The organism is Saccharomonospora marina XMU15, from assembly GCF_000244955.1.
Lineage (GTDB): Bacteria > Actinomycetota > Actinomycetes > Mycobacteriales > Pseudonocardiaceae > Saccharomonospora_A > Saccharomonospora_A marina.
Window position 1 is genome coordinate 5,500,397 of record NZ_CM001439.1, and the last position, 25,760, is coordinate 5,526,156.

A 25,760-nucleotide genomic window follows, 5' to 3' on the forward strand; every position below is an offset into this window, starting at 1 on the left:
CGCGATATCCTGCAACGTCAACGTGGGCCCTTGGCCTGCCACAACACACCCCCTCGGTCTATTTCGCCGACTCACGGCTTACGCAGAGTATCGATAGTGTGCTCGCGATCGAAAAAGATAGGTGATAAGCCTGCTTATCGACGTTCATACGCGACTCGTTTCGCCGGGTCAGGCCAATCTGTGTGGGCCCGCTGCCGATCACCGGCAGCGCTTCCCACGGGAGAACACAATGACCCAGCACGTCAGGCACCCAGCCCACTTCAACAACGAAGCCACAGAAGTCGTCATCGAGCGACTGACGATCCACGACCGCGAGGTCGCACGAGAGGCCCAGCGGTGGGCCTGCGGCGAGCGCGGCCCTCTCGTGGAGAACCTCGACACCCTCGCCAGCGCCGACCTGACGAACTTCGTCACCGAGGCCGTACGCATCGGCGCCCACGCGCTGAGCGTGACCGGACAGGCCCAGGAAGCCCAAGCCCTCGAACGGCTGCTGAAGGACGTCGGAGACAAGACCGCTCACTCCACCGCCCAGGCGGCCGAACTCACGGCGCGAGCAGCAAAGGAAGCGTCCGAAGCCGTCATGGCAGCGGCCCGTGACGCCAAGACGGCCATCACGGATACGGACGCCCAGAGCCGCAAGGAGCTCACCACGGCGGTGATGACAGCGAAGCAGGACCTCAACACCGAGCTGCGTCGCATCTTCGCTGGTGAGAGCCCTGAACTTGTCGAGCGTCTGCAGCCGGTGCTCGACAAGTTCAGCACCGACCTCGACGCGAAGGTGAGCGCTGGAACAGCCGAACTGCTGGCCAAGGCCGCTCGGCAGTTCGACCCATCCGATCCCACCTCCCCGATGGCCAAGCACGCCGCCGAACTCACCGCCCACCAGGACCAGCTCACCCAGCAACTGGCCAAGCAGCACGCCGAGCTGACGAGCAAGATCGAGGAGGTGACGACGGTACTGCGCGTCCACGAGGCCACGACCGCCCTGGCCGAGGTGACGCCGATCAAGGGCGAGTCCTACGCCAGTTCGGCGCACACCGTGCTGACGGGCATCGCCGCCGGCCTCGGCGACGACTACACCGACACCAGCGCGACCACAGGCCGCCTGCCTCGCTGCAAGAAGGGCGACGGTGTGCTGAGCCTGAACGACGGCGCCGCCCGCGTCGTTATCGAGATGACCGACTCGTCGCGCACCGGCTGGACCGACTACTTCGCCGAAGCCGAGCGCAACCGTGACGCCGTCGCCTCGCTGGGCCTCGTCCGCACCATCGACCAGAACGGCGGGCAGACCCTCCGTGTGATCGGCGCGCAGCGGCTCGTGCTGGCCTTCGACCCCGACAATGACAGCCCCGACCTCCTGCGCACCGTGATCATGCTCCTGCGAACGACCGCCATCGCGACAGCGAGCCGCAAGGGCGTCCACCAGGTCGCCACGGCCGAGGAGAAGATCGCCGAAGCGCTCAACCACCTGGTGAAGATCGACTCGGTCAAGAAGCTGTCCGCCACGATCCAGAAGTCCGCGACGAAGATCGACAGCGAGTGCGCCGCCCTGAACTCCGCCGTCCGGCGCCTGCTTGACGAAGCGCTTGTCGCACTCGCCGGTGCTCACGCGACCGGTCCCGAACTCCTCAGCACGGCCGATGCCCACGGTGCCGCGTGACTCACGGCGAAGGGCGACGTTGCCGCAGTGCCCGGCAACGTCGCCCTCGCCCGTAGCCGGTGCCTGGCCCGCCGCAGTCGTGGGTGGGAGAGGATGGGTGGGTGCTGATCGTGCGTGCCACCAAGAAGCTGCTGCGTCTGGCGGGTCCGTCAACCACGCGAGACGACGATCGGGGCACGACGTTGCTGGGTCCGTGGTATGCCACTGTGCTGTTCTGGCGGCCACGGGCCGCCCTGCTGGTCAACGAGACGACGTTGCTGCCCGTGTTGCTGCCATTGGCACCTGCGGCGACCCTGACCAGCAGGATCGCCGAGCAGATCAGCACTGCGCTGACCGTCTACCAGGCTCCCGTCTCGTTCGTCGATCAGGAACGGCAGCACATGCAGACCGCTCAGCTCGGTGGTACCGCGAACCGCAGCGTGGTGGGCGTCATGACTGAGTTCACTCGCCTGGCCGAGATCCACCACCACGATGATTCCACGGTGGATCTCGTCGAACTCTCGGCCTGGCTGGCCGCGACCCCTTGTAGCCCGCTGTACAGCAGAAACGTCAGCCCGGACCGCGAACTCATCGCCAGGTTGGAAGCGATCACCACCTGACACTGAGCACGCGACCAGGCACGTTCATCTGTACGCATAGCCCAGCACGTCGACAGCACTTACTGGACTTCGACGGTCCTGCGCACCGGTCTGGAACGCTGATGATCAACCGCCGCGTCATCCGCGACGCGACCCTGCGCGCGCACGTCGCCGCTCCCGCAGAACACGACGGCCGTAATCGTCCGTTCCCGCCAACTTCGTCGGCAAGTGTGTAGTGCTTGTGCCGCGCTTCCCGCGGTCGGCATGATGACCGTCATGCCTGGTCGCCTGTTGGTCCTCGGTGGTTCCTGGTTCCTTGGCCGCACCGTCGCTGAAACCGCTGTCCAGGGCGGATGGCATGTCACGGTGTTCCGGCGTGGTCGTCCTGAGTCCGGCGCGGCCCCGGACGGCGTTGAGGTTGTCCACGGTCATTACGGGGACCCGATGGCCATGCGCAGGCTGACCGAGCGCGGCCCGTTCGACCTCGTGGTGGACAACCTGGCTTACACGCCACGGGAAACACTGGCTGCAGCTCAGGTACTGGAGCCGGTTGCCGCGCGGTACGTCGTGGTGTCGTCGGTGTCGGCGTACGAAGGCTGGCCCACTCAGCCGCTGACCGAGGATTCCCCCACGCTGCCGTGTTCTGCAACGGCCGGTCCCGAACCCGGCTACAACGGTGATCCCGCACCCACGACGTACGGTTTCGGCAAAGCCGGATGCGAAGTCGCTGTGTTGGAGACGTTCGGGCGGGAGCGTGCGGTGATTGCGCGCCCCGGCGTGATCCTCGGACCGGGAGAGTATGTGGGGCGCACGGCCTGGTGGTTGAACCGCATGCGGCGTGGCGGGAACGTGGTGGCGCCCCAACCTGCCGACCGGGCGATTCAGCCTGTCGACGTGCGTGACGTTGCGTCGTTCGTGCTGTCGGCGCCGCCGGGCACGTTCAACGTCACCGGCGATGGCTCGGACACGTTTGCCGATTTCATCCACGCCTGCCGGGAGGCCGCGCCTGCGCCGGACGGGACCGAGGTGCACTGGGTGCATCCCAGAATCCTGTTGGCGCACCATGTGAAGCAGTGGACAGGGTTGCCGTTGTGGCGCACTCACGCGGGCGCGTGGGCCGTGGACTCGTCGCGGGCCCGCGCTGCTGGGCTCACCACGCGGCCGATCGTCGAAACGGTCCGTGACACCGCCGCGTGGCTTGCGGACGGCGGTCATTTGGTTGCCAGTGACCGCGCCTCCGAACTCGGGATCACTCCGGAGGAGGAGGCCGCGATCCTGGCAGGGCATCGACGCGTGTTACGCGCTCGGTAGTTCTCTCGCGCTGGGGATTTCCAGCGACGCCGACGTGGACGGCAACGCCCGGTCCGTAAACGCGTCAATAGCTTCGAGGATGGTGATGGCCTCGGGTGCACGTGCGAAGTCACGCCCGCTGAGTAAATGGCTGATGGACAGCAACCGCTGTGTAAGGGCGTTCGTGCGGTGTTCCTCGGGCAGGTTCGTCACGTTGGCGAGCGCCGCTTCCGCCCCGGCGAGGTCACGGGCGAACAACCGCAACGCCGCCAGGTCCGCCCTGGCTGACCACTGCGCGGCCTGCCACTGTTCGTGGGCAGGCTTGTCCGCGAACAGAGCGATGGCTTGGTTGGCTTCCGGTTCACCCTGGGTGCCGTCGCGCAGCGCCACGAAAGCGGCGCTGGCGGACAAGGCGCGGCGTGCACGGTCAAAAGCCATCTCGCCCCCGACCCCGTCCAGCAACTCGTCCCCGCCAGCCCGGTCCAATTCGCTGGCGCTTGCAGCGAGGTCGTCACGCACCTCCCGTTCGGCCCCAAGGTGCGCGAACGCTCGGGCACGAATCGCGTGCAGCCTTGCCCGAGCAGTCCCGTGTGGGGCGACGCCTTCCGCGCCGTCGGCCACGCTGATGACCTCCCGGTAACGGCCGCTCCACAACAGCACAGTCATGGTCAACGTTCGTGCCCACGCGCACAACGAACCGTGGTCAATCACGTTTCCGTAGGTAAACGCGGCCCTCGCCAGTTCTTCGGCGCTGTCGCCGTGCCCCAGGTCGAACGCGACCCCGGACAGCAACCCGCACACCTGCCCCGCGATGAGGTACAGCTCGGCTTTCTGCCGCGGCTTGTGGGTCCGGTCGAGTTGTGTGTACACGCGGTCGCGCAGCTCGACCAGCTCCCGTAGTTGCTGGACCGGCGAGTTGCTCAGGTGAACCCGCGACAGTCGGGCTGCTTCTGCGTGCAGGGACTCCAGCGCCGCTGGTTCGATGGCCGACGCAGCGTTGAGTGCGTGGTTGGAGGATTCTCGTCCCGTCATCATCAGTAGCTCCCGTGCATAGACTTTCCGGACCGGATTGGTCTGGAGCGGTGGGCCGAACAACTCTTCCACCGGTTCTTCCCACCAGCTTTGAAGTACCCGTCGGGCCTGTGGTCGAGGAAGGCTAGCCACCCCTGACAGCCATCGCCGCGCTTGCCGGGGCGTGATGTCCGCGTGTTCTCCCACGGTGATCGCCACCCGGCGGTACTGGCGGCAGAACTCGGGTAGGGCGAGGTGGGCACCCTGCACGAGTTGTTCAAGCCGAGTTCGTGGCTGTTGGTGCACAGCTCCCCTTCCCGACGATTGATGCCACAGTAAGCAAGCGAACGGCTTGTGTCCCGCCTTCCGGTGGCTATGTCCCCACAACGTCCCCCAAGAGACCCCCTTGCGACCTCCCGCTGTCCGAGTGCGCGGCCCTAGCGTCCCCAGCGTGATAACGACCGCCGCTGCACATCGGGAGTCGGTGCGCCTGTACCCGGAGCTGCAATGCCTGATCGACATGGTCGATTCAGGGTGGGAGTTCGTGCACAGAATCAGCGAGACCTTCTGCCTCGTGCGCCTCGACGCCGCCTGCTACTGGCCGACCTGCGTGGATGGTTTGAAGGTGTTCGACCGATACAACGCGGTCGCTGTGCGCTGGGCTTGGGACGGTCATGAACTGTGGCGCAGCGAAGGCTCCCTCGCTGATGTGGTCGAGGGGCTGTTGTCCCTTCCGGCTGGCTGAAACGCGACACCGCCGGGGCACGGACCCTGCTCCGCCTGTGCGCGGCCGACATCACAGCATCCAGTCACGAGCTACAGGCACGCGTGTCGCGTGTCTTCAGGGAGAACACGATGAGGAAGATCTGGCGACGCCGGTTCCGCGTCCGATCACAGAACCGCGGCGTCTGCACCGCGAGGAAAGTGCGTCCCCGCGCCGCCCCTGCTGGCGACATCAGGAACGTGGCCGAGTCCATCGACTTGACCTTGCCGGACTTCGCCAACGTGCCTGGTTTCAAACCAGTGATCGGCCGGATACAGCATCTCACTGCGCTCATGTCGCCACCACCCGACGGGGTTTGCAACACCTTGTGCGGCGCGACGGTTCGTGTCACCGACATGGATGGCACCACGGTGCCGGTCGGTTTCGGGTGTTTCACGTGCGCCCTCGAGTTCGTGGAGGAGTACCGGTGAGCACCGCGCGAACCCCTGCCGTCGCCTTGTATCCCTTGATTCGCCGCACGGTCACCCGCGCGGAGCGCATCGCCTACGACCTCGCGGTCACCGCCGGTGCCCCCACCGGTTTCGCGAGCGGGGAGAAGGCCCTGCAACTGGCCGCCGACTGTGACGAACTCGCCCGCGCGTTGCGGGCCAGCTTCGGCGACGGTGGCGAGCATGAGCCTGCCCCGGCGCGGTGACCGACAGCCAGACGACGCGCCAGCGTTTCGGCGAGTGGATCAACCCTGGTCAGCCGACCGAGCCGATGCGGGCGGTGGCGCCCACGCTGGCCGAGACACAGCCGATCTGGCCCGCATGTCACGACCTCGCGGTCGTTGAACAGCGACACGAAGCGCCGAGGATGCGGCAACTGCCCCGGCGGCTGAGGCCACGCACTGTGGTGGCGGATGCCCGTCGAGCCTTCTACAACCCAACACCGCCTGATCAGGAACTCGTGCGGCGTGTGCTGCACGGTCTGCGGAACATGACTTGGAGATGACGACACCGTGGAACAACAACAACACACAGCCGCTTCCCTCGCCCCCCTCGCTCAGTTGGCGCCGGCGTTGCTGGTCCTGACCGATCGGGCCGCCACGTTCGCCGGCGCCGTGGCCAACCAGCCGGACGGATCCGCCTGCGTGCCTCAGACGGTCGGGCTGGTGTCGCATCAGCAGTGGCACGCCATGGTCGAGACCTTGTCCGAGTGGTGCAGCCGCAGCCACGGCGAGATGGAGGAGTTGCACGACCGCGGTCGCGGGATCTTGGAGTGTTGCCGTCACATGTCGTGGGACGAGGCCGCGCCACCGGTCACGCCGGTCGAGGTGGATGCGCTGCGTCAGCAGTGGTACGCGGTGATTGGCGCGCTCGTGCATCTGGATCAGGCCGCGCCGGATGACTGGCGCGCGATCAACGCTACGGGGCAGGAAGTGGCCGAGTTGGGGCGTCGGATGATCGCTTTCCCTGCCGAGCCGTGAGCGCGGCAGGGAAAGCCCCCGGTCGGTGCGGTCGGCTACCCCCTTTCCCTCACCTGCCGGGTCTCACCTTGCCGAAACCCAACCTGACGTGCAGTTCGCTACGAATCTTGGAAGAGTCATGACCGAAGGTAGCCCGCCACCAGCAGACCTGGACATTGTGCTCGCGCGACTGCGGCGTGCGGTCGAACGCGAGACCGGCCCCTGGTACGCCCGCAAAGACGCGGGCGACAACGACTCCCTACCCTGGCTGCGGCGCATCGGGTTCCTGCTCCTGGAACTCGGATTCACCGTCGCCGAAGAGGGCGGCATCGCCTGCGGCGACATCGAGCAAGCCGTGTCCCGCGCCTTCAACCTCCCTGGCCGCGCGATGGAGGACCCAGACCCTACGGCACTCGGGCAGCTGGCCCACGCCACCAAGGAACGGGAACGAGCCATGGCCGAGACCAACCATGCGGACAGCGTGTGGCGCACCGCCATCCGCGCAGCCTGCGACGCAGGGGAGAAGCGCAAGAGCGTCGCCAACGTCGCCGGCGTCTCCGTGCACAGAGTGAACCAGATCAACCAGGAGCGCCACGGAACCAAGTGAAACCGGCCCCGTGAACAAGGTGTTTGTGCAAGTCATGGGGCGCAACGCCTCATTGACGACGCATCGTCGCCGCATGGTCGCTCTGGCTGTCGATGATCATTAGGAGTTGGCTGGCATCGCTGCGGTCGGGCGAGCTTCGCCTTGGCACAGCCCGAGCATCTGGAAACGTTTTTCACCGGGACGTGTCGTTGAGAGGTGTGTGGTGGTGGGGCTGCCCTCCACTTCGATGGATTCGGCTCGCGCGTGCGTTGGCGGGAGCACTAGGCACATCGAGTTGAGTTCCGGGCTGGTGTGTCTGTTGGCGGTGGTGTCCCACTCGCCGGACTCGGAGCGTGAAACTCACGAAGGAGGATTTGTGACGGTTCAGACGGAGTGGTCGCAGACCACGGTGACTACGCCTGCCGCGGAGGTCGCGACGGGCTCGGAGTTCGATCTCGACATCACGCTGGTCGAGGTGGTGGACCCGGCGCATTTGATCAACATGACGGATGACGGCTGCGGGCATACGTGCGAGAAGTCGACCTGCATCAGCGCCGCCTGATTGTCCCGAATGGCCGGACGCCCGCCCGCAGCATGGTGGGTGGGTGCCCGGCATCCCTCTGTCTCCTCTGGAAAGGTGCCCGGTGTCCACGGCCTTGTCCGACCGCGTCGGTTTCCGAGCCGCGAGTGGCGTGTTGGTCCGAGCTGTCGCTCAGGGCGATCTAGAACTCCCGCCGTGGCCGACGTTGACGGCGAGCGGGGCCGGGACTGCTACTGAATGGGTTGATTGGCTCCGTCAGGTGTGGAGAGTCGGCGCGGTCCGCGATGCCATCAGTCTCGCGAGCCCAGTGCTTGCTGAGCGCGTCCACAGCCTGTGTGGCGCAGGGGTTGGCAGCGAGCGAGACCTACGACGCGCGACATTGTCAGTGGTGCGCTACTTGGTGCGGTTGACCGGCCGTCCGACTCCTAACGGCCTGTTTGCCGGGGTCTCCGCCGCACGGTTCGCCTCGGTTCCATCCCAGCGTTCGGGTGATGATCACCAGGCAGTTGCTGGGGCTGACGCCGGATGGCTGGCCGAGGTCATCAGCCACCTGGAAGGGCAGCCCGCGGTCCTGGAGCGGTTGCTCGTCGTCGCCAACACCACGTTGATGGTGCGAGGCGAGCGTCTTGTTGTGCCCTACCAGCCGGCCACCGACAACCGGGGCACCGGCGCTGTCGAAGTCGAACTCCGATACACCGGCCCAGTACGCACGGCCGTGTGCGCGGCGCGAGACCCGATCCGCTTCGGTGACCTGCGCACGAAAGTGCAGACCGACTTTCCACACGCCGCAGCAGGCACGGTGACCGACCTGCTCACCACGCTGGTCACACGCCGTGCGCTTGTCACCAACCTTCACGCGCCGAGCACTGAGCCCGATGCTCTGGGGCACCTGGTGCGCGCGCTGGCGGCGGTCGGCGAGGTCGCGGCCGAGCAGCGCGCGACGCTGAACGACATTTACGGCCAGTTGCGGCAGCATCGGCACGGCAGCGCAGGGACTCGGCGCAACCTGCGCGCCGACGCCGCTGCTGCCATGCGCTGTCTGACTGCGTCGCGGCGAAACCCCGTCACGGTCGACCTGCGGCTGGACCTGGACGTGGTGCTTCCCAACGCGGTTGCCTGTGAAGCCGAACGTGCCGCACGGCTGTTGGCACGTCTGAGTTCCCACCCCAGGAGTACGACAACGTGGGCGGACTATCACCGGCGCTTCTACCAGCGGTTCGGCGCCGGTTCACAGGTTCCGCTGTTGGACGTCGTCGCGGACAGCGGTATCGGCTGGCCCGACGGCTATCCCGGTGCAACCAAGACCGCCGCCCGCCCGCAGCGGAGGTCTCGGGACGAGCACCTACTGGCGGTCGCCCAAGCCGCAGCATTGGACGGACACCACGAAGTTGTCCTCGATGAGCCTTTGATCGCCGAGCTCGAGCAGGTGCCGGTGCACTCGGTGCGACTGCCCTCGCATCTGGAGCTGTGTGCCCGCGTGGACTGCCCGAGCATGCTGGCCTTGCAGGAGGGGAAGTTTCAGCTCGCGGTTACCTCGGTCTCTCGGTCCGCCAGCATCGTCACCGGTCGCTTCCTGTACCTGTTCGACGAGCATGACCGCCAGGCGTTGACTGAACCGCTGTTTGCCCCGCGGGGACCGGACGAAGCCCTATCGGCCCAGTTGTCGTTTCCACCGCTGGACCCCGCCACCGCGCACGTCGCCCGCACCGTCCGGGTTCTGCCGAGAGTCGTCAGCCTCGCCGAGCATCGCGGTACCGACGCAGGAACAGTGCTCACGCCGGCGGACTTGGCGGTCAGTTGTGACAGTGACCGGCTGTACCTGACCGCTCCTAGCCTCGGTGCGAGGGTGGACGTGTGGGCTACGCATGCACTCAACCTGCGCAAGCACACCCCACCGCTGGCTCGCTTCCTCGTAGAACTCACTCGCGCTGACGACGCGGAGGTCACCGACTTCGACTGGGGCGCGGCGGCCACCCTGCCGTTCCTGCCCCGGCTCCGTTCCGGCCGCGTCGTGCTGTCCCCGGCACGGTGGCGGCTGTCTGCTGCGGAGCTTCCCGACCGGACCGCCGACTGGGAGGCTTGGGACGCCGCGCTGGCCAACTGGCGTACCTGCCGTCGCCTCCCGCAGGCGGTGCTCCTGGCCGACGGGGACTGGCGGTTGCCTCTCGATCTCGCCGAGGACGCTCACCGAGTGCTGCTGCGCGAGCACCTGATCACCAGTCCCTATGCGGTGCTGGAGGAAGGCCCCATCGAGGATGCCACCGGATGGTTCGACGGCCGTGCCCACGAGGTCGTCGTGCCGCTGGCCGCCCGCCAGCCGCAGGCCACGGTGCGACCGTCACGCCCGACACCGCTGCGGATCGTTCGGCCCGGTGAGCATGGCCTGTCGCCTGGTGCCTCGCCGCTGCTGTTCGCCAAGCTCTACGGCAACCGGCAACGCCAGAACACCGTGCTCACCGAGTATTTGCCCACGCTGCTCAAGGAGTGGGGCAAGGACCAGCCGCAGTGGTGGTTCCTGCGGTTCCGTGAAGGCGAAGAGCACTACCTGCGCCTGCGGATCGCGCTGCCCAGTTCGGAACCGGCCGTGTTCGGCGAGGCCGCCGGTCGGGTCAGCGCCTGGACCGAGCGACTCCGTCGTCTGGGCTTGCTGCGCGAAGTGACCTTCGCGACCTCCTACCCGGAGACTGGCCGCTGGGGTGCGGGCGCGGCGCTGGCCGCCGCCGAGGCGGTCTTCACCGCCGACTCCCAGGCTGTGCTTGCCCAGCTCGCCCAGCCCATGCGCGCTGACCACCACGCCCTGGTTGCGGCGAACTTCGCCGCCATCGCCATCGCGTTCACCGGAGGGATCGAGGCGGGGATGCGGTGGCTGATCGACCACGTCCCGGCGAAGCCGCCTGCCGTTGTTCCTCGGCCGGTGTTCGCCGAGGCACGGCGCTTGGCCGACCCCTGCGAAAACTTCCGCGCTCTGCGTGGTGCACCGGGCGGGGCAGCGATCGTTGCGACGTGGGCCGAGCGAGCCGAGACTCTGGCGGCTTACCGAGCGCGCTTGTCCGGGGCCGACGCCGAGGGCGTCGACCTGGACGCCGCCTTGGGTTCGTTGCTGCACACCCACTTCCTGCGGGCCAGCGGCGTCGAGCCCGAGGACAAAGCGGTGTCCCTCTACCTGGCGCGGGCTGCGGCCCTGACATTCGCGGCCCGCACGGGAGGGCCGCGATGAACGCCAGTCTCGCCTCGGACGCTGCGGTCGAGTTCGCGGCGGAGGTCGCCGACCGCCTCGCACAGCCCGGCGCCGCCGACTTGCCCACCGACCAGCCGTGGTGGCACCAGTCCCTGGCTCACGGGGCACCCGGCATAGCGCTGCTGCACATCGAACTGGCGGCGGTCGGAATCCGGCCGTTCGACCGCGCCCACGAGTGGCTAGCCATCGCCGTCGGCAAGCCGGTCACGGCAGGGGCGAGTACTGGCGGATTCTATGGCGCGCCAGCCGTCGCCCGCGCCCTCGCGGGCGCCGCTGCGGTCCGCCCCGGCACGTACCGGTCCGCCCTCGGGCCGTTGGCACGGCAGATCGCCGCGGATGCCCATGCCCGCGCCGACACCGCGCACACGCGCATGGACGCCGGGGTGTTGCCGTTGCTGGCCGAGTTCGACACGATCCGGGGCCTCGCCGGTCTCGGCGCGTACCTGCTGCACCACGACCCCGGCAGCACCGCTATGGGGGCTGTGCTGGGCGCCTTGGTGCGCCTCACACAACCGGTAATGATCGAGGGCGAGGCGCTGCCGGGATGGTGGACCCTGACCGGTCCCACCGGCCGCGTGGACGACGAGTTTCCTGGCGGCCACGGCAACTTCGGCCTCGCGCACGGCATCGGCGGCCCGCTGGCACTGTTGGCCCAGGCCCTGCGCCGAGGCATCAGCGTGGACGGGCAGCGCGAGGCGGTCGAAAGGATCTGCGCGTGGCTGGACTTATGGAGCAGCGACACTCCCGGCGGGGAACGCTGGCCCTACATGATCACCAGCGACGAAGCGCGATCGATGCCTACGCACGTGCGGCACAGCGGTGCCAACCGCCGCCCGAGCTGGTGCTACGGAACAGCGGGCATCGCACGCGCCCTGCACCTCGCCGCCCTGGCTCTGGGCGACGAGATGCGCCGCCAGATCGCCGAAGATGCCCTGATCAGCGCACTGACCGACCCGGCCCAGCATAGGCTGGTCAGCGACACCTCGCTGTGCCACGGCTACGCCGGACTCGCCCGCATCACCGCCCGCGCCGCCACCGACACGACAGGCCCCGCCGCGACCCGGCTCAACGCAATGACCAACGACCTGCTCAGCCGCACTCGCACCAACGCCGCACCAGACAGCCCCGGCGTGCTGGAAGGTACCGCGGGGGTCGGCTTGGCCGCCCTCACCGCCGCGATCGAGCCCACAACGGACTGGGACACCTGCCTACTGATCACCTGAACCGACCAGAAAGGAGACCCTGAGCCGATGCCGCCGGACAGCCGCTGGCACCACTACCTGGTCAAGTTCGCCGACCCGCCCGATGCTGAGCACACTGTCGCGACCGTGTTAGCGCCCGCCCTCGACCAGGCGCAGCAGGACGGCGAACTCGACACGTGGTGGCACCTGCGCAAGACGCCAGCCTGGCGGCTGCGTTACCAGCCGGTAAATCCCGACACGACCGCGGTCGACACGCTGCTGGCCGAGCTGGAAGCTGGCGGGAAGGTCGCCGACTGGAGCCGTAGCATCTACGAACCCGAGACCGTCGCCTTCGGTGGTCCCGCCGGGATGGACATCGCGCACACGCTGTTTCACCACGACAGCCGCCACTGTCTGGCTCGCGTCACGACACCAGCCGCCTTGGGCCAGCGGGAGACCACCGTCCTGTTGTTCAGCGCGATGCTGCGTGCCGCTGGGTTGGACTGGTTCGAGCAGGGCGACGTCTGGGCCAAGGTGGCCGCACTCCGGCCCACCGTCCACGACGACCACACCGACTGCCAACGCATCGAGCGGTTGAGCCAGGCCGTGCGGCGATTGATGACCACCAACACGCACAGATTCGTCGACGTGGCACCCGACCAGGTTCCCGAGACGTGGTGGGCGGCGTTCGATGCGGCGGGCCGCCGACTCGCCGAACTCGCTCGTAACGGACATCTCGAGCGAGGTCTGCGCGCGGTCTTGGCGCACCACTTCATCTTCCACGCCAACCGCGCAGGCCTTTCCGGACCTGACCAGGCCACGCTCGCCGCGCTGGCCGTCAACGCCGTCTTCCACAGCACGCCTACCCGGCAGGCACCAGCCGGGACCACCACCTCCGACACTGTTAGGGCCCCGCAATGACAATCACGGTCAGCGACGCCTCCACCGACTCCGCCGACGAACTGCGCGCCCAGCTCGCCGACCGGCTCGTCAAGGACGGCACGATTCGGACCGATGCCATCGAGGCGGCGTTCCGGCGGGTGCCGCGCCACCTGTTCCTGCCCGACGTCGCGCTGGCCGAGGCGTATGCCGACGAGCCCGTCTACACCAAGTACCAGGGCGACGGCACTCGTATCAGCGCCGCATCGCAGCCCAAGATCGTCGCCATGATGCTCGAACAACTCGGCATCCAGCCCGGCGAGAGGCTGCTCGAACTCGGCGCGGCGACCGGCTACAACGCCGCCCTGATGGCCACCCTCACCGGCCCGAGCGGGCACGTCACCACCGTCGACATAGACGAGGACCTCGTTACCAGTGCTCGCGAGCATCTCGCCGCAGCCGGTAACGACAACGTCGAGGCGGTCGCCGCTGACGGCGCGCTCGGCCACCCGGAGACCGCGCCCTTCGACCGCATCATCGCCACCGTGGGCGCCCATGAGGTTCCCGCCGCGTGGCTCGACCAGCTCGCCCCCGGTGGACGTCTGGTGGCCCCGGTGCGCCTGCGCGGGTGCGCCTCGCGCAGCATCGTCTTCGAACGCGACCAGGACGGCTGGAGCAGCCTGGGCAGCGAGATGGCGATCTTCATGCCCCTACGGGGCCTCGGCGACGACGCCCGCCGCGTCCTCGACCTCACCGGCACCGGACTCTCCCCCGGCGACGTGACGTTGCAGACCCACAAGGACAACAACCACGCCACCGACCCGGATGCACTCGCCGGAGTGTTCGACACCCCCGCTCACGAGGTGTGGACTGGCGTGCACTTCGTCCCGATGGAGTCCTTCGAGTGGCTGGACCTGTGGTTGGCATGCCACCTACCCAACCCCCTCATGCGCATGGAGGTCGCCCCTGCCGCGAAGGACAGCGGCCTCGTACGGCCCATGTTCCCCTCGGTAGCGATGGCCACCACCGCCGCCGACGGCAGCCTTGCCTACCTCACCATCCGCCCGGCTGAGCCCGGCCCGGACGGCGGCAGGCGCTACGAGGCCGGCGTCATCGGCCACGGCATCGGCGGACAGGAACTGGCCAAGCAGGTCGCCACCGAGATCGCCACCTGGGACCGGGGCTTCCGCTCGGCTACCGTCCGTTTCGCTATTCCGGACGCTCCGCCCCAGCCGGACGCGACCGCCAGTCGGGTTGTCTTGGACCGTCCGACCAAGCCCATGACCGTCACCTGGGAATGATCGGCATGGACCCGACCGGCCAGTTCGCCCGCCGCTTCCCCCTCGTCGCCCGCAGCCGCCCGGCCTGCGTCCCGCTGCATAGGAGGGTGGCCGACCTGTATGGCCGAGCTCGTGAGGCCGTCCGCACCGGCGACCTCACCGAGGCAGCCGCAGTGCACAATCAGGCCGCGCTCGTCGCTTCCGACTGCGGTCTTCCCGACCTGGCCCGGCAGTGGTGCCACCAGCAGGTGAACATCTACCTGCGCGCCTGCCCCCTGGGCACACAGGTAGCTCGCCTCGCCCTCGAACCGATCACCAACCTCGCCCGCCTCTACACCCGCGAGGGCCACGGCGAGCGTGCCTTCGCCTTGATGGACACTCTGTTCACTGCGGTCTCATCCCGCACCGGTGCCGACATCGACGGCACCGAGATCCCGGCCAACCTCACCGACTCGTTCGAGACACACCAGCAGATCCGCAGCTGGTTGTGGGCGGTTCTACTGGCCACCGGCTCACGCGCTCTCGCTGCCGCTGGGCGGTGGGCGGAAGCACGCGCCCGACTGGACGACTACCACGGCATCGGCCGGCGGATGCTCGACGGCCGCCAGGTCGCGGTCATCGCCCACGCGGTATCCGGCGACACCGACAGCGCCCTTGCTCTGATGGCCGACACGACACCAGGAGAACCCTGGGAAAACGCCGTAACCGCGTGCCTGACTGTCCAGTGCCATGGTGCTTCGGGTGTCGTCGACGTGCCGTCACTTGTGGCCCAGTATCACGACTTCGTTATCTCGGTGCCCGGTTTGGCGGTCTTCCGAACGCGGCTTGGTCTGTCCTTTTTCGACGCGCTCGGCACCGTCGACGTGTCACACGCGCACCGGATCGCCGCCGATCTGATCGACTACACAACTACTACACGGGACGGATACGCCGCCCGCGACGTACTCGCCCACACGGGCTGCCGCGACCTACTCACCCACAACCAAACCCGCGAACTGACCGAACTGGTCGACGCCTGCGCGCTCGGGAGCGGCATGCTTCCCGCCACGCTGCAGGAAGATCTCATCCAGGCCCTTGCTGATGCCGAAGAAGTCATGGTGCGCAACATGGCCGGAGCCATGTCGCCGCGAGGGATCCGTTCTCCACGTGTGGAGAATCAGGTGCGCGTTGGCCACTGACCAGCACTGAAGAACCTGAAGAACCGTTGCACACGAAGGGGAGCGATGCAGACCACGACGTCGCCCGACGCGCTGCGCGCGGAGATGGTCGAGCGGATTCGAAAGGCGGGACACGCGCGACAGGGCGCGGTCGAGCGGGTTCTGCGTGACACGCCACGCCACGAGTTCGTGCCGGATGCCGACTTGGCGGTTGCCTACGACCCGTGGCAGGCGGTGGTCACCCATCGGTTCGAGGATGGTCGGTCGCTGTCCTGCGCGTCGGCGCCATGGCTGGTCGCGGCCATGCTCGACCAGCTCGATGTCCAACCCGGCAACCGCATCCTCGAGATCGGCGCGGGAACCGGGTACAACGCCAGCCTGCTCGCCCAGTTGACTGGTCGTGCTGACCTGGTGACCACCGTCGACATCGACCCCGACGTGGCGGCGAAAGCCTCGCAAGCGTTGGCTGCCACCGGTTACGGCGACGTGCACGTGATCACCGGAGACGGTGGGCTCGGGTATCCCTCCCACGCTCCGTACGACCGCGTGATCGCCACCGTTTCACCGTGGGACATCCCCGTCTCGTGGTGGAAGCAACTTGCCCCCGAAGCGCGGTTGGTTGCGCCGCTGCGGTGGCGGGGCCAGGGACGCAGCGTCAGCTTCACCTACACCGACGGCCGTCAGATCGCACTGGGTCAGCAGGCCCGGCTGGTAGGTCACCCGGTCCACCGGATCGATACCCACGTACTCCGGGCGGATGCGTGCCAGCAGCTTCTTCAACGGCCCTTCCGAGTACGGCCAGCCGATCCGCTGCGAGATCACCGGCGTCGGCATCCTCGGCCACTCCCGCAACAGCGCACGAATCTGCGGCTCGTACGCGTCGGCCACCGAACCACGGCGCGCCCGTTGGTACTTCGGCGGCCCGTCCGACCGCAGCGCCGCCCGCACCGTGTTACGCGCCACCCCCAGCCGCCGCGCGATCTCCTTGATCGGCACACCCTCCGCCCGATACAAGCGGCGGATCTCAGCCCAATCCTCCAACTTCAGCACCCTCCAAGATCTAGGAGGGGGTCAACTTTCGGAGTACCACAGGGGGTCAGTTTTCAGGATCCGGCGACAGTTCCCGCGGCGGATTGAGCACCAAGATCCACCTCGTGGTCGAGGGACGCGGGCTGCCCATGCGGGTTGTGCTCACCCGGGGGTGGCTGGTGACAATCCACAATTGGTGCCGCTGCTGGACGGGATCCGTGTCGCTCGCACCGGGCCTGGTCGCCCGCGCCGCCGTCCCGAGGTGGTCATCGCCGACAAGGCCTATTCGCACCCCTCGACCCGCCGCGCCGCGCACGGCTCACGGGGCGGACGCCCGCCCGCCTTCGATGCCGAGTTGTACAAGCAGCGCAACGTCGTCGAACGCTGCTTCAACCGGCTCAAACAGTTCCGCGACCTAGCCACCCGCTACGCCAAACGCGCCGCCTACTACCAGGCAGAACTCACCATCGCCGCCATCATCCTCTGGCTACGATGAATTACAGGACACGACCTAGAGCCTGTTTCATAAGCGAGGTAGCCACTCGTTGATTGCGGCGATGTGGATGGTGGCTTCGTAGCGGACGGCGAGCTTGTCGTATCGGGTGGCGAGGGCTCGGTGACGTTTGAGGCGGTTGATTCCGCATTCGACCGCGTGTCGCTGTTTGTAGGTGTGCGGGTCGAAGGCTGGTGGTCGACCGCCGTTGCGTCCACGCCTGCGGCGATGCCGGATCTGATCGGCAGGCTGGGGGATGGTGCATGCGATCCCACGTCTGCGCAGGTGGGCCCGGTTGGCGCGGGAACTGTAGGCCTTATCCGCCAGCACCCGATCTGGTCGGGTCCGGGCTCGTCCACCACCGGTTCGGGCGACCTGGATGCCAGCCAGCACCGCCTCGAACTGCGGACTGTCCCCACGCTGCCCCGCCGTCACCAGCAGCGACAGCGGTCTGTGCCCCTGTTCGGTCGTCAGATGCAGCTTGGTGGTCCATCCACCTCAAGACCGGCCCAACGCGTGGTCAGCGGGTTCGGGCGCGCCCACCCCACCCGGCGGTTCCTTTTGCACCTCGCTCTCGGCCCGCGCGCCCGCCGCATGCTGATGCGCTCGGTTGATCGTGGAATCCACGCTCACGTCCCACGTGATCACACCGGCTGCGTCGGCCCTGCTCTGCAATGCCGCCAGGATCACCGCCCACACACCAGCGCGCTGCCAGCGCCGGAACAACCCATAGACACTCTGCCAGGACCCATACACCGGTGGGACATCGCGCCAGGGAGAGCCCACACGTACTCGCCACCGAATCCCGTCGATGAGTTGACGCTTGGTCCACTTCGGTGGGCGACCCGGCTTCTGACCGACCGGCAGCAACGGTTCCAGTACTGCCCACTGCGCGTCGGTCAAGTCGGCTCGCCCCGCCGCCGCTACGCTGGCCACGAGGTCTCCGGTGTTCTCGATCTTCTTGGTCGTTGATCGATCTACCGGAGACCTCGCCTATTTGGCCAACGAAACGCCGCAAACCCTCCGCAGCAAAAGACCTCCCAGCTCAGCGCATTGAAACAGGCCCTAGCCCGAGACGCAACCCCTCTTCGGGGGTGACCGCCCTACCGGTGTAGAGCAACTCCAGCGTAGGGCCCTTACCGACGGCCTCTACCAGTCGCTGCGTGCCGCCCGCCCCGAGAAGCAGCCTCAACCGCACCTCGGGCAGGCCCAGCCGGGTCCCTTCGGCCACGAACCGCGGGTCGCAGGCCAGGGCCAGCTCCAGCCCGCCACCCACGGCCGGACCGTTGACCGCCGCGATCCTCGGCATCGGCAGCCGTTGCAAGTCGTCGAAACCGCGCTGGATCGCGCTGACGAACCTCGGAAACAATGAGTCATCGAGCCCGCGCAACATCTTGATGTCGGCGCCGGCGATGAACCTGGACCGGGTGCTGGTGATCACGACGGCACCGACGTCTCCCCGCCGCACAAGTGAGGTGGCCGCCCGGCTGAGCTGGTCCACGAGTTGCCGGTCGAGCGCGTTGGCGGGTGGCCGGTCGACAGTCAGGACCGCGACCGCCCGTTCGACCTTGACCCGAACGTAGCCGTTCTCCGTGGGCGTTCCCATCGTACTCACCGCCACGGGGAGAAGCCGGGGGCGCGCTTCTCCAGGAACGCCGATGCGCCCTCGGTCTGCTCACCCCAAGTCCAGAAGCCGGGGTTGACCTGGTCGAGGATCTTGAACCGGTCCTGCGCCTTGCGAACCGGTGCCAGGGAGTCGTCGAACGACTTCTTCACCAGCTTCAGTACCGTGGGGCTCAACGCCAGCAGTTCGTCGCACCAGCGCCGGACCTCGGTGTCGAGTTCATCCGCCGGTACGACCGAGTTGACCAAGCTCCACTGGAGAGCTTGCTGAGCGTCGTGGCGCCGACACAACATCCAGATCTCCTTGGCCCGTTTCATGCCGACGACGGACCAGAGGTGGCTGACGATCCATCCCTCGGCCGTGCTGGCCACGCGCGGCCCGTTCTGCCCGAACACTGACCCGTCCGAGGAGATCGTGAAGTCGCACATGTACGCCATGTGGTGTCCGCCCCGATCGCGTATCCGTCCACCCGGGCGATCACCGGTTTCAGGCAACCTCGCAACGCCTGGTACAGCCGTTCGCACCTCTCGTCGAAGGCGTCGGCTCCTGCCGCGGCGGAGATCGTCCGCGCGCTCTCGGTGGCGACGTCACCGCCGGCGGAGAAGGCTCGCTCTCCTGCGCCGGTCAACACGATCACGCCCACCTGGCCGTCCTCGGCGGCACGGGCGACCGCGTCGGTGAGCTCGACGAGCGTTTCGGGGGTGAACGCGTTGAGCTTCTCTCCCGGCTGAAGGAGAACATCGAGCTGTACAAGGACGCCGCGGAGAAGGCGGGCTGGCCTGACCGTCTTGACCGGGGGCGGTTCAAGTACGGCTGGGACGCGGAGAGGCGCCGCAGCGTGGTGACCTGCCGCTATATCCACGTCGTCGACAAGGGCCTCGGCGACATGGACTGCGCGGGCCGGGCGATGGAGCTGCAGTGGGACTACTACGGGCCCTTCGGTTTCGCGGCCGTGCTCGCCGAGGCCGACGAGCCGTTTTACGACCTGAGCATGAAGGTCACTGCGGACCTGCTGCGGCAGAAGGAGACCGCGATTCACGGCTCCAAGCTGTACCTGATCGACACGATCATGAAGGTCAAGCAGGAGTGTGGCTACGACGGCTTCATGTTCCACGCGTGGTTCGAACTCGGCGGCTTCGCTTGCCAGGAGGTCGAGGACCAGATGTCCTACTTTGCCGAGGAGATCATGCCGGTGCTGCACCGTGAGTGTGGCGGCAATCCGGTGAAGGACGAGCCCTCTCGACTTCGACGTCCAGCCTCGCACTCCCGTGGCGTGACCGCGAGCGTATCGCGAGGAGGTATTCGGAATGACTGGATTCACCACGGCCAAGCGGTTGTGGGCATTGGACTCGCCGACGTTCACCCTCGACAAGTCGATTCTGATGGTCGGCGCTTTGTGAGAGACCACGATCCTGATGCCGGCGTATCTGATCGAGCATCCGAAGGGTCTGGTACTCTTCGACACGGGCCTGGTTCCTGCTGCGGCCCAGGATCCTGAGGGCGTGTATGGCGAGCTGGCCGCGTTCCTCGGCCTTCGGTACACCCCCGAGCAGACGGTGGACCGGCAGCTCGAGGCGCTCGGGTACCGAAGCTCGGACGTGAGATACGTGATCGCCTCGCATACCCACTTCGACCACACGGGCGGGCTGCACCTGTTCCCCGATGCGGAGTTCTTCGTCTGTGAAGGTGACATGCGGTACGCGTATTGGCCGGACCCCGCGGGTGCGGCGTTATTCCGGCGGGAGGACCTGGACGCGGTGCGGGGCACCCGGTGGCGGGAGGTACCGCGCTGTGACGTCGACGTCTCGGCGACGGCAGTCTGGTCATCCTTTTCACTCCGGGGCACACGCCCGGGGAGCTGAGCCTGCTGGTGCGCCTTCCGGGTCGTAACTTCGTCCTCACCGGGGACACCGTCCACCTGCGTGAGGCTTTGGAGACGGTGGCTCCCACGCCGTATGACGCCAGCACGGAGGAGTCGCTGCGGTCGATCAGGCGACTGCAGTTGCGCCGCGACACCGCGGACGCCACGGTGTGGATCAGTCATGACAGGACTGTGCGGAGTTCGAGCACGCCCGCCTGCTACGAGTAGCCCCATCTCCGACGGGTTTGGGACCAGCGGCGCCCTGAAGGAGACGGAGCGACCATGGCAGACAGTACGGTAGCGCTGAGCGCCCAGGAAGGGGGCGACCGATCTCGCAGCACGGCCACAAGCTGCGGGCCTACACCTTGCAGCACGACGGGCTGGACACAGCGGAGGGGAACCAGGCGATCGGGCAACCTGCCGATAACCGGGAGTACCGCATTGGGGCACAGATCCTGCGGGATCTCCGCGTCAAGCGGATGTGGCGGCTCACCAACGACCCTGCCAAATGCGCAGGGCGCGGGATATGGAATAGGGATCGTCGAAGGGGTGCCCGTGGTGTGCGAGCACACGTCGCACAACATTCGGTACCCGCGAACGAAGCAGGAAAGATGGGGACCTGCTCGGCCTCACCCTCGTCGCCGCCGGAGAAGCGACATGAGTGAGTGCGGTCTGCTTGTGGACGAAGGGCTGTTCCGGGAAGCCACGAGCCAGTTCCCCAGCGGGTCACGATAGTCACCACCGTCGACGCGGCCGGCCGTCGCTGGGTTTCACCGCGAGCGCGTTCGCGGGCCCCGTCCGTCAGTCCCCGCTTGTTCTGGTATGCCTCGACAGGTCGGCCGACTGTCACTCCGCCTTCGGGCGCACCCACCGGTTCGCCGTCAGCATCCTAGGCCCGCGCCATACCGGCTTCGCCGTTCGGTTGCGACGAAAGGAGGGCGTACTTGGAACGCCCCGCCTTCAGAATGCGGTGGCGACGGTTGAGTGCGGGTCGAGGCGCGTTACCCGGGGCGGCGACCATACGATCCTGGTCGGCCGCATCCATCCAACACGCTCACTCGGCCCGAGACACCAGTCGTCTACGCGCGGAGGAGATTTTCGACGCCCCAGTGTGACACGAGGAAGCGACGGCAGCTCGTGACGCGCACGGTACTCGGCGCAGACACTGCGGCCTGCCTTCATGGCCACGGTGAGACAAACTCTGGAATGTCTATTTTGGGCTGCGCCAGAAACCTGAGATTTCCCTACTACTCTTGCTGGCTGATGACCGAGTCCGGCAGCTGGACTGATTTTGTCTGGAGGTATTCCTTGAGGCCGGCGGGACCGAGTTCGCGGCCGATGCCGGACTTCTTGTAGCCACCGAATGGTGCGCGTGGGTTGTAGGGGGCGCCGTTGATGTCGAGCTGTCCGGTCTGTATCCGGCGGGCGAGGGCGATCGCGCGCCGGTGGTCCGCCGACCAGATGGCGCCGGAGAGCCCGTACATCGTGTCGTTGGCGATCCGGACTGCCTCGCCGTCATCGCGGTAGCTCATGACGGCCAGTACTGGTCCGAAGACTTCCTGTTGTGCTAGTTCGGAGTCGCTGTGCACGTCGGCGAGCACGGTGGGGGCGATGAAGTAGCCGCGCTCAAGTACGGGCTCGGGGCCGCCGGTGACGAGTCGGGCTCCGTCCGCGACGGCACGTTCGATGTACCCGCGGACGCGTGCTTGCTGGGTCTGTGAGGCCAGCGGGCCGAGTCTGGTCGCTGGGTCGAACGGGTCACCGACGGTGTAGCGTTGCGCGGCCTGGCGTGCGAGCAGGAGCGCCTCGTCGTAGCGTGATTCGGGCACGAGCATCCGGGTCCATGCCGCGCAGGTCTGGCCGGAGTTGAGGAATGCGTTGCCCACGCCGACTTTGACGGCGGTGTCGAGGTCGGCGTCGTCGAGGATGATGTTGGCGGACTTTCCGCCGAGTTCGAGGCATACCTTCTTGATGGTGTCCGCGGCGATCGAGGCGACGCGCCTGCCGGTCGCCGTCGAACCGGTGAAGGAGACGAGGTCGACTCCGGGATGACCGGCTACCGCCTCGCCGACCTCTGGTCCGTATCCCGTCACCAGGTTCAGGACTCCCGGCGGTAGGCCGGCCTCGTGTGCCGCCTCCATGAACTGGTACACCGACAGGGGCGCCACCTCGCTTGGCTTGAGGACGACGGTGCATCCCGCCGCGACAGCCGGCAGCACTTTCGCGACCACCTGATACAGCGGGTAGTTCCACGGTGTGATGGCCCCGACCACCCCGTAGGGCTCCCGGATCACCAATGAGTTGCCGACCTGCTCTTCGAAGTTCGTTTCCTCGAGCAGGCCCCGATAGCTGCTGGCGATCGCCATGGGCACGGCGGTCTGCACACCGCGCTGCACCTTCAGTGGCGCGCCGATCTCCTGTCCGATGGTGGTGGCGATGTCCGGCAGTCGGGGCTCCAGAGCCGCGACCAGCCGGGCCACCCGGTCTCGGCGCTCGGCCATGGACACACCGGGATCGAACGCGTTCCGCGCCGCTGTCACCGCACGGTCGACGTCGTCGACGGTTCCGGTCGGCACGTGTCCGATGATCTGCTCGGTGGCCGGGTTGACCACGGCGATGCGGTCTGTCCCGCTGGGTTGCACCCATTGCCCGCCGATGTAGTGCTGTGTTCTGTCGTGCTGGTCCAATGCTGCGGCCTTCCCGGTCGGTGGTCGTTGTGGTGGTCTCACATCACGATGCTGGCGCGCACGACCTTGCGGCTGTCCGCCGCGGCGAACGCCGCGTTGATGTCTTCCAGAGGAAACGTCGTGGTGGTGAACTGGTCCAGCGGGAGCCGGTGCTGGTTGGCCGCGAGAAAGGAGAGCGCTTGGCTCAGCGCTGTGGGTTCGTACAGCGAGACGCCGATGATGCTCTTGTTCGCGGTGACCAGTCGGGATGGGTCGGCTGCGTAGGTTTGTCCCATGTTGATGTTGCCGACTTCCAGGTAGCGGCCGCTCTGGGCGAGCATCTTCAGGCCTTCCGGCACCACGGCCGGGGTGCCGGCCACCTCTACCACCACGTCCGCGCCGCCGTCGGTCAACTTGCGCGCCCGCCGGATACGATCCGCCGGATCGGGATGATCAGCGAGGCTGATCACCTCGTCAGCTCCGAATGCGCGGGCCAGTTCCAACCGCTCGGGGACCGCGTCGACCACGATGACCTGCGCGGCCCCGCGGGCACGGGCAATCGCCGTCGCGAACAGCCCGAGCCCGCCAGCCCCCTGTATGATGACGCGTTCGCCGAAGCTCAGGTCGGCTCGCTCCAGTCCGTAGATCATCTGCGACAGCGCACAGTTGACCCCCGACACCACTTCGTCAGGCAGCGTGTCCGGCACGGTGTAGAGCACCGCGCCGGCGGGGAGCAGAAAGTAGTCACCGTAGCCACCAACGAAGTAGGGTGGTCTGCTGGCGTCGCCGAGCATGGCCATCGTCAGCTTCTGACAGGACACGCGCCGTCCCGCCAGGCAGCTCCGACACCGGTGGCAGGGAAAGAAGTAGGGGAACACCACCCGTGTGCCCGTCTGCACCGGCGCGCCGTTGGAGTCCTCGGTGACTCGTTCGCCGGTTGCGGCCACCGAACCGACCATCTCGTGGCCGAGCACGGTTGGTAGCGTCCCGCCGAGCCCGCGGGTGACGAACGAACCGTGCCAGGCGTGCAGGTCTGAGCCGCAGATGTTGGCTCGGTGTACCTTCACCAGCACTTCGTCCGGTCCAATCGACGGTAGCGCGACGCGCCGCAGCTCAAATGGCTGCTCGGGTGCGTTGAATTGCGCGATCCGGCCCTCGAACATGTATTCTTCCTTTCTCGCCACGCCTGTTGCTGTGCCTGCGGAACAGGCGACAGGCCTACTGGCGGCGCGGTCCTGCGGTGAGTCGCAAGGGTTCCGTTTCGCTACACGCCGGGTCCTGGTGAGGAGTCGTTTCTGGGAGCGGCAGTCGGCGGCGGCTGGTGGCCGTGGTACGGCGTGACCGGCGTCGCGGTGGGGTCGAGCGTTCCTGCGGCGATGGCGGCTTCCTGGTGGGCGATCTCCGCTTCCAGAGCTCGATTGTCCCCGCGAGCGCGTGCGGCCAGTGAGCGTGCCGCTGTCGGGAGGAGCGTGCACGCACCGGGGATGCTTGGTCCGTGCTGGCAGTTTGTGCCGCCAGGATGCCGGGCGACGTCGGTTGAGGGTGTACCGCGCAACAGCGCACCTCCGAACCGGCGGCGTGCCGGGCGCGCGCACCGCACGCAGCTGGTGGCCGCGGGGATTGGGTGTTCCACCCATGCTTCGTGTCGTGCACGGCACGACGTGCACGAGTATTCGACGAGAACAGCCATGGTGTCAGTCGTAGCAAGCGGGTGCGTGCTTGAGCGTCGCCCAGTCCTCGGGATCGTGGGAGATCCACACCGTGGCATCGTGCGCCCTCGCGAGCTGCTTGAGGCGACGGATCGAGCGGACCGCCTGCAAGGTGTTGTAGTCCGACGGCATCGGAAGGTCTTCGGTGAGGGCCTGGCGGAGGTGGACGGTGTCACCGGTGAGCAGGAACGTCTGGTTGGGCAGCCGCACCAGCACGCTGGTGTTGCCGGGGGTGTGACCTGGCATGCGGTGGATGACGATGCTGCCGTCGCCGAACAGGTCATGATCCGTCGAGAGCTGGTTCCATTTCCAGTCACGCGTCGTGTCGAAATCCGCGGTCCGGAAGAAGGGTTTGGCTGCGGGCAAGGGCCAGTACGAGTAGGGCAGGTCGCCTTCACCGATGTACAGCTGAGCGTCGGGGAAGAGCCGGATGCCGCCGGCATGGTCGAAATGCGCGTGCGAGACGATCACGTGATCGATGGCCGAGGGCTTGTAGCCAAGCGCCTCGAGTTTCCGGTCCACACGGTCCTCCGGGCCGTAGGCGAGTCCGACCAGGTCCGCGAGGTCGCCGTAGACGGCGTGCGGGTCCTCGGCCGCCTCGAACGCGATGCCGGTGTCGAACAGGACCAGCCCCCGGTCGTGTTCGATGAGAAAGGACGGTACCGGAATGGTGACCTGTCCCTGCCCGTTGACGATCATGATGCCGGTGTCGAGTGTGAATTCCGCCCCCGGCAAAGCCCACATCCGGTTGGCTGTTCCCGTGTTCATGTCGTTTCTCCTTGGTGTCGTCTTGACTTGGTTTCGCG

The 25,760-nt window shown here is 67.2% G+C and carries 26 protein-coding genes and 4 pseudogenes; 22 read left to right on the forward strand and 8 right to left on the reverse strand.

Features of this window, described 5'->3' with window-relative positions:
* The first annotated feature begins 229 nt into the window (after positions 1–229).
* The 3 genes from SACMADRAFT_RS26070 to SACMADRAFT_RS26080 all read left to right on the forward strand — a co-directional run bounded on the left by SACMADRAFT_RS26070 (position 230) and on the right by SACMADRAFT_RS26080 (position 3,549).
* A complete protein-coding gene (locus tag SACMADRAFT_RS26070) occupies positions 230–1,660 on the forward strand; it encodes a hypothetical protein (RefSeq protein ID WP_009156846.1) in 1,431 nt (476 codons plus the stop codon).
* 101 nt (positions 1,661–1,761) lie between these two features.
* Complete coding sequence (locus tag SACMADRAFT_RS26075; RefSeq protein WP_009156847.1) at positions 1,762–2,259, forward strand: DUF6933 domain-containing protein; 498 nt, start codon at positions 1,762–1,764, stop codon at positions 2,257–2,259.
* Positions 2,260–2,682: 423 nt separating this feature from the next.
* Positions 2,683–3,549 (forward strand): Rossmann-fold NAD(P)-binding domain-containing protein, encoded by an 867-nt coding sequence (locus SACMADRAFT_RS26080; RefSeq protein ID WP_198285903.1) that lies wholly within the window; start codon positions 2,683–2,685, stop codon positions 3,547–3,549.
* Here SACMADRAFT_RS26080 and SACMADRAFT_RS26085 read toward each other — a convergent pair.
* Positions 3,535–4,563 (reverse strand): hypothetical protein, encoded by a 1,029-nt coding sequence (locus SACMADRAFT_RS26085; RefSeq protein ID WP_157617316.1) that lies wholly within the window; start codon positions 4,561–4,563, stop codon positions 3,535–3,537. The two genes, SACMADRAFT_RS26080 and SACMADRAFT_RS26085, sit on opposite strands and share 15 nt — an antisense overlap.
* A 427-nt stretch (positions 4,564–4,990) precedes the next feature.
* Here SACMADRAFT_RS26085 and SACMADRAFT_RS26090 point away from each other — a divergent pair, with 427 nt between their 5' ends.
* From SACMADRAFT_RS26090 to SACMADRAFT_RS30190, 13 genes and pseudogenes are all read left to right on the forward strand, one after another.
* The gene (locus tag SACMADRAFT_RS26090; RefSeq protein ID WP_157617317.1) at positions 4,991–5,284 is read left to right on the forward strand and encodes a hypothetical protein; all 294 of its coding nucleotides are present in this window, start codon (positions 4,991–4,993) and stop codon (positions 5,282–5,284) included.
* A 218-nt stretch (positions 5,285–5,502) separates the two neighbouring features.
* The gene (locus tag SACMADRAFT_RS26095) at positions 5,503–5,733 is read left to right on the forward strand and encodes a hypothetical protein (protein WP_040925917.1); all 231 of its coding nucleotides are present in this window, start codon (positions 5,503–5,505) and stop codon (positions 5,731–5,733) included.
* The gene (locus tag SACMADRAFT_RS26100; RefSeq protein WP_009156852.1) at positions 5,730–5,957 is read left to right on the forward strand and encodes a hypothetical protein; all 228 of its coding nucleotides are present in this window, start codon (positions 5,730–5,732) and stop codon (positions 5,955–5,957) included. Before SACMADRAFT_RS26095 ends, SACMADRAFT_RS26100 begins: the two co-directional genes overlap by 4 nt.
* Positions 5,954–6,256: a hypothetical protein gene (locus SACMADRAFT_RS30590; RefSeq protein WP_040925918.1), complete on the forward strand. Its 303-nt coding sequence runs from the start codon at positions 5,954–5,956 to the stop codon at positions 6,254–6,256. Before SACMADRAFT_RS26100 ends, SACMADRAFT_RS30590 begins: the two co-directional genes overlap by 4 nt.
* A gap of 7 nt (positions 6,257–6,263) precedes the next feature.
* Positions 6,264–6,731 (forward strand): hypothetical protein, encoded by a 468-nt coding sequence (locus SACMADRAFT_RS26110; protein WP_009156853.1) that lies wholly within the window; start codon positions 6,264–6,266, stop codon positions 6,729–6,731.
* A gap of 118 nt (positions 6,732–6,849) precedes the next feature.
* Positions 6,850–7,317 (forward strand): hypothetical protein, encoded by a 468-nt coding sequence (locus tag SACMADRAFT_RS31335; protein ID WP_009156854.1) that lies wholly within the window; start codon positions 6,850–6,852, stop codon positions 7,315–7,317.
* 355 nt (positions 7,318–7,672) lie between these two features.
* On the forward strand, positions 7,673–7,858 hold the full coding sequence (locus SACMADRAFT_RS29465; protein ID WP_009156855.1) for an FxLD family lanthipeptide: 186 nt from the start codon (positions 7,673–7,675) through the stop codon (positions 7,856–7,858).
* Between the two features lie 238 nt (positions 7,859–8,096).
* Positions 8,097–11,054 (forward strand): lantibiotic dehydratase, encoded by a 2,958-nt coding sequence (locus SACMADRAFT_RS26125; RefSeq protein ID WP_040925920.1) that lies wholly within the window; start codon positions 8,097–8,099, stop codon positions 11,052–11,054.
* Positions 11,051–12,298, forward strand: coding sequence for a lanthionine synthetase C family protein (locus SACMADRAFT_RS26130; protein WP_009156857.1), 1,248 nt, complete (start codon positions 11,051–11,053; stop codon positions 12,296–12,298). Before SACMADRAFT_RS26125 ends, SACMADRAFT_RS26130 begins: the two co-directional genes overlap by 4 nt.
* A 27-nt stretch (positions 12,299–12,325) precedes the next feature.
* Positions 12,326–13,177: a thiopeptide-type bacteriocin biosynthesis protein gene (locus tag SACMADRAFT_RS28745; protein WP_009156858.1), complete on the forward strand. Its 852-nt coding sequence runs from the start codon at positions 12,326–12,328 to the stop codon at positions 13,175–13,177.
* Positions 13,174–14,436: a methyltransferase, FxLD system gene (fxlM, locus tag SACMADRAFT_RS28750; RefSeq protein WP_009156859.1), complete on the forward strand. Its 1,263-nt coding sequence runs from the start codon at positions 13,174–13,176 to the stop codon at positions 14,434–14,436. The genes SACMADRAFT_RS28745 and fxlM overlap by 4 nt, the downstream gene beginning before the upstream one ends.
* Positions 14,433–15,593 carry a hypothetical protein gene (locus tag SACMADRAFT_RS26140; protein ID WP_050998279.1) on the forward strand — a complete coding sequence of 387 codons (1,161 nt, stop codon included), beginning with the start codon at positions 14,433–14,435 and terminating at the stop codon, positions 15,591–15,593. The genes fxlM and SACMADRAFT_RS26140 overlap by 4 nt, the downstream gene beginning before the upstream one ends.
* Before the next feature lie 84 nt (positions 15,594–15,677).
* A pseudogene (locus SACMADRAFT_RS30190) lies at positions 15,678–16,148 on the forward strand (methyltransferase domain-containing protein); the annotation flags it as partial.
* Positions 16,149–16,253: 105 nt separating this feature from the next.
* Here the strand turns inward: SACMADRAFT_RS30190 and SACMADRAFT_RS30195 are convergent.
* Positions 16,254–16,622, reverse strand: a pseudogene (locus SACMADRAFT_RS30195) (helix-turn-helix domain-containing protein); the annotation flags it as partial.
* Between the two features lie 175 nt (positions 16,623–16,797).
* On the opposite strand from SACMADRAFT_RS30195, the gene SACMADRAFT_RS26150 reads away from it, so the two are divergent.
* The gene (locus SACMADRAFT_RS26150; RefSeq protein WP_408640364.1) at positions 16,798–17,097 is read left to right on the forward strand and encodes a transposase; all 300 of its coding nucleotides are present in this window, start codon (positions 16,798–16,800) and stop codon (positions 17,095–17,097) included.
* A 27-nt stretch (positions 17,098–17,124) separates the two neighbouring features.
* Here SACMADRAFT_RS26150 and SACMADRAFT_RS29475 read toward each other — a convergent pair.
* From SACMADRAFT_RS29475 to SACMADRAFT_RS31495, 3 genes and pseudogenes are all read right to left on the reverse strand, one after another.
* Positions 17,125–18,030 (reverse strand): annotated as a pseudogene (locus SACMADRAFT_RS29475) (IS5 family transposase).
* Positions 18,031–18,139: 109 nt separating this feature from the next.
* Positions 18,140–18,700 (reverse strand): enoyl-CoA hydratase/isomerase family protein, encoded by a 561-nt coding sequence (locus SACMADRAFT_RS26165; RefSeq protein ID WP_009156862.1) that lies wholly within the window; start codon positions 18,698–18,700, stop codon positions 18,140–18,142.
* 5 nt (positions 18,701–18,705) lie between these two features.
* A pseudogene (locus tag SACMADRAFT_RS31495) lies at positions 18,706–19,580 on the reverse strand (enoyl-CoA hydratase-related protein).
* Between SACMADRAFT_RS31495 and SACMADRAFT_RS31100 the strand changes: the two are divergent.
* The 5 genes from SACMADRAFT_RS31100 (at position 19,557) to SACMADRAFT_RS31505 (ending at position 21,720) form a co-directional block, all read left to right on the forward strand.
* Entirely contained in the window at positions 19,557–20,216 is a 660-nt protein-coding gene (locus SACMADRAFT_RS31100) for a hypothetical protein (protein ID WP_232285485.1), read from the forward strand. The pseudogene SACMADRAFT_RS31495 and the gene SACMADRAFT_RS31100 overlap by 24 nt on opposite strands.
* Positions 20,134–20,580 (forward strand): MBL fold metallo-hydrolase, encoded by a 447-nt coding sequence (locus SACMADRAFT_RS26175; protein WP_269726575.1) that lies wholly within the window; start codon positions 20,134–20,136, stop codon positions 20,578–20,580. Before SACMADRAFT_RS31100 ends, SACMADRAFT_RS26175 begins: the two co-directional genes overlap by 83 nt.
* 8 nt (positions 20,581–20,588) lie before the next feature.
* Positions 20,589–20,807: an MBL fold metallo-hydrolase gene (locus SACMADRAFT_RS31235; protein WP_269726576.1), complete on the forward strand. Its 219-nt coding sequence runs from the start codon at positions 20,589–20,591 to the stop codon at positions 20,805–20,807.
* Positions 20,808–20,944: 137 nt separating this feature from the next.
* Positions 20,945–21,244 (forward strand): GTP cyclohydrolase II, encoded by a 300-nt coding sequence (locus SACMADRAFT_RS31500; protein ID WP_198285906.1) that lies wholly within the window; start codon positions 20,945–20,947, stop codon positions 21,242–21,244.
* Positions 21,241–21,720, forward strand: coding sequence for a flavin reductase (locus SACMADRAFT_RS31505; protein WP_083841002.1), 480 nt, complete (start codon positions 21,241–21,243; stop codon positions 21,718–21,720). Before SACMADRAFT_RS31500 ends, SACMADRAFT_RS31505 begins: the two co-directional genes overlap by 4 nt.
* Before the next feature lie 106 nt (positions 21,721–21,826).
* Here the strand turns inward: SACMADRAFT_RS31505 and SACMADRAFT_RS26180 are convergent, their stop codons facing one another.
* From SACMADRAFT_RS26180 to SACMADRAFT_RS26190, 3 genes are all read right to left on the reverse strand, one after another.
* Positions 21,827–23,266, reverse strand: coding sequence for an aldehyde dehydrogenase family protein (locus SACMADRAFT_RS26180; RefSeq protein WP_009156863.1), 1,440 nt, complete (start codon positions 23,264–23,266; stop codon positions 21,827–21,829).
* 38 nt (positions 23,267–23,304) lie between these two features.
* On the reverse strand, positions 23,305–24,429 hold the full coding sequence (locus SACMADRAFT_RS26185) for a zinc-binding dehydrogenase (protein WP_198285907.1): 1,125 nt from the start codon (positions 24,427–24,429) through the stop codon (positions 23,305–23,307).
* A 510-nt stretch (positions 24,430–24,939) separates the two neighbouring features.
* Complete coding sequence (locus tag SACMADRAFT_RS26190) at positions 24,940–25,722, reverse strand: N-acyl homoserine lactonase family protein (protein WP_009156865.1); 783 nt, start codon at positions 25,720–25,722, stop codon at positions 24,940–24,942.
* Positions 25,723–25,760: the final 38 nt, after the last annotated feature.